The organism is Moorena sp. SIO3I6, from assembly GCF_010672095.1.
Genome location: NZ_JAAHHU010000654.1, coordinates 1 through 2,520 on the forward strand (window position 1 = coordinate 1; position 2,520 = coordinate 2,520).

Sequence of the window (2,520 nt, forward strand, 5' to 3'; positions counted from 1 at the left end):
ACAGTAGAGTTTCTCTTAGATGCCTCTGGTGAGTTCTACTTTATGGAAATGAACACCCGAATTCAGGTAGAACACCCAGTCACCGAGATGATCACCGGTCTAGACTTGATCGCCGAACAAATTAAAATTGCTCAAGGGGAGAAACTAAGCCTTACCCAAGACCAAATTACTCTCAAAGGTCACGCCATCGAATGTCGGATTAATGCCGAAGACCCAGACCACGCTTTCCGTCCCCAACCAGGACGAATTAGTGCTTACCTACCACCAGGAGGACCATGGGTGCGCATGGATTCCCATGTTTACCCCGATTACGAAATCCCCCCCTATTACGACTCTCTGATTGGCAAATTAATCGTTTGGGGTCCCACCCGTGATGCTGCCATTCAGCGCATGAAACGAGCCTTAAGGGAGTGTGCCATTACCGGAGTCACCACCACCCTGACTTTCCATCAAAAAATCCTAGAGACACAAGCCTTTCTTGAGGGTCAGGTCTATACCAATTTTGTCGAGAAGGAGATGATGAACTGAACGGCAGCTATGCTGAAGGCAGAGAGCAGAATTAAGCTGTTGTGCATTTAAATTCCACAACAGCTTAGTCAACTAGTCAAGCAGCATAAAATTATTAAAATTTTTGTTAAATAAAGTTTAAATTAAATTCAAATAAATTAATTATCTTATAAAATATCCCTTGTCAAAATTTTGATTTTACTAGGGAAGTATAAAAATGTTGAGTGAACTATTGAACAAAAAACACACCAAGAATTTTTGGGTATACGATGCAGATAAGAATGGATATGTGGAAAAAGCCGACTTAGAGCAATGCGCTCGTAATCTGGCTTTGCTACGAGGTTGGAAAGCTGGAATGCCAGAATTTGAAGATATTAGTGCCAAATATGCGGCAATTTGGCAGAAATTATTCCAGCCTGCCGATATCAATGGTGACGGAAAAGTAGAATTGGAAGAGTATCTGAAGGTGGCCGACAAATCGATTGCTAATTTTCCTAATTCAGCAGAACTTCAAGAAGCTCATAGTGCTAAAGCAAACATTATCTTCAGTATCTTGGATAGCAATGGTAATGGTACAATTAGTCTGGCGGAATACAAACAATTTTGTAAAGCAGTACAGCTCGACGAAGATATTGCTGAAGTAGCTTTTGCCAAGTTAGATCAAAATGGAGATGGAGTGATATCTAGTGATGAATACTTAGAAAGAAGTAAGGAATTTCATACAAGTGATGACCCTAATGCACCTGGTAACTGGCTTTACGGCTCCTATGAATAATTGGAATGTAACCTTCAACCTTCAACCTTCAACCAAACAACCTTCAACCTTCTAAATCATCATCCTCAGGATTCCCTGCTGACCTAAAAGAATTTCCCGCAGCAGGCTGAAAATCCCTACCCAAATAATTGGGCTAATATCAACCCCACCAATGGGAGGGACAATTTTACGCATTGGCACTAAAAAGGGTTCCGTTGGCCAAGCTACTAGATTAAATGGCAAACGATTTAGGTCTACCTGAGGATACCAGGTCAGAACAATGCGAAAGATAAACAAGAAGATCATTAGTCCTAGTAACGGACCAAGAGTCCAGATAGCAATCGTAGCAGCAGTCATGGCTTATTTATTCTAATGATCACAAATGTATTGCCGGTGCCACCTTCAGCGGTCAGCGGTCAGTGGTCAGTGGTCAGCGGTCAGCTTATTTTATTCAAAAGCACCTCAAGTACAGTGGCACAGGCTAGAAGCCTGTGAGCCCTAGCGGATTAGCTGATAACTGATACGCGACACGCTGATAACTGATAGCTGAATGCTTACCTGCCGCCTTAGGTGGCTAGGTGGCTTACCAGTGTCCTTGTGATTGTAGTTAATTTAATTTAAAGTTTCTCAATAATAGTATCATGTTCTTGTAAGCATTCAGCTATCAGCCGTGAGCCTTTGGCTCACGCTACTTGAGGTGCCGTCAGCTAATCAACGGGTAGTAAACCAGCTGGGGGGTGCTGGTACGGCTGGTTTAAAATCCCTGCTGGTTTTACTCATCCGACCCCGTGCAGTTATCGCTCCTGCTAGCACCTCAAGTAGCCTGGGCGTAGCGCATAAGCACCTCAAGTAGCGTGGGCGTAGCCCTTAAGCTGATAGCTGAATGCTGAATGCTTAATCACAAACAAGGTTTACAAATTAACTAGGAGTTTTTATGACACCTTCATTAGCCAACTTTCTGTGGAGTTTACTTTGGGGTACTGCCATTGTGGTTATTCCTGCCACTGTGGCACTAATCGTCTTTAGCCAGAGCGATAAGATCAAAAGATCATAACAAAATCTCTACTATCTATGCCTTAAACGAACTAAGGCGGAGCTTTGATAGCAGGAAATTGAGTGGGTTCACAACCCGCTCAATTTTTGTATTCAGAATCTCTCCTGATCCAGGAGTAAAATGGTTGTTCTCCAGTTACAGTAGAGTGTAAGACCAAGAACTCGCTACCATAAGACTGGCCATAGGAGAGTAGCAATGGTAAATT

3 protein-coding genes and 1 pseudogene are annotated in these 2,520 nt (G+C 42.8%); 3 read left to right on the plus strand and 1 reads right to left on the minus strand.

Annotated elements, in window-relative coordinates; all coding sequences use genetic code 11:
* Both F6K49_RS40930 and F6K49_RS40935 read left to right on the plus strand, forming a co-directional pair.
* Window positions 1-528: pseudogene (locus tag F6K49_RS40930) on the plus strand (acetyl-CoA carboxylase biotin carboxylase subunit); the annotation flags it as partial.
* Between the two features lie 196 nt (window positions 529-724).
* Entirely contained in the window at window positions 725-1,282 is a 558-nt protein-coding gene (locus tag F6K49_RS40935) for an EF-hand domain-containing protein (protein ID WP_293106733.1), read from the plus strand.
* Between the two features lie 51 nt (window positions 1,283-1,333).
* Here F6K49_RS40935 and F6K49_RS40940 read toward each other — a convergent pair whose 3' ends face one another.
* Complete coding sequence (locus F6K49_RS40940) at window positions 1,334-1,618, minus strand: YggT family protein (protein WP_008186608.1); 285 nt, start codon at window positions 1,616-1,618, stop codon at window positions 1,334-1,336.
* A 577-nt stretch (window positions 1,619-2,195) separates the two neighbouring features.
* On the opposite strand from F6K49_RS40940, the gene F6K49_RS40945 reads away from it, so the two are divergent.
* Window positions 2,196-2,315 carry a photosystem II reaction center X protein gene (locus F6K49_RS40945; RefSeq protein WP_075905548.1) on the plus strand — a complete coding sequence of 40 codons (120 nt, stop codon included), beginning with the start codon at window positions 2,196-2,198 and terminating at the stop codon, window positions 2,313-2,315.
* The last annotated feature ends 205 nt before the right edge of the window (window positions 2,316-2,520 follow it).

What these genes read in the sequence shown, in the direction of transcription:
- F6K49_RS40945 (WP_075905548.1), top strand. Translation starts at nt 2,196, where the DNA reads ATGACACCTTCATTAGCCAACTTTCTGTGGAGTTTACTTTGGGGTACT.
- F6K49_RS40940 (WP_008186608.1), bottom strand. Translation starts at nt 1,618, where the DNA reads ATGACTGCTGCTACGATTGCTATCTGGACTCTTGGTCCGTTACTAGGA.
- F6K49_RS40935 (WP_293106733.1), top strand. Translation starts at nt 725, where the DNA reads ATGTTGAGTGAACTATTGAACAAAAAACACACCAAGAATTTTTGGGTA.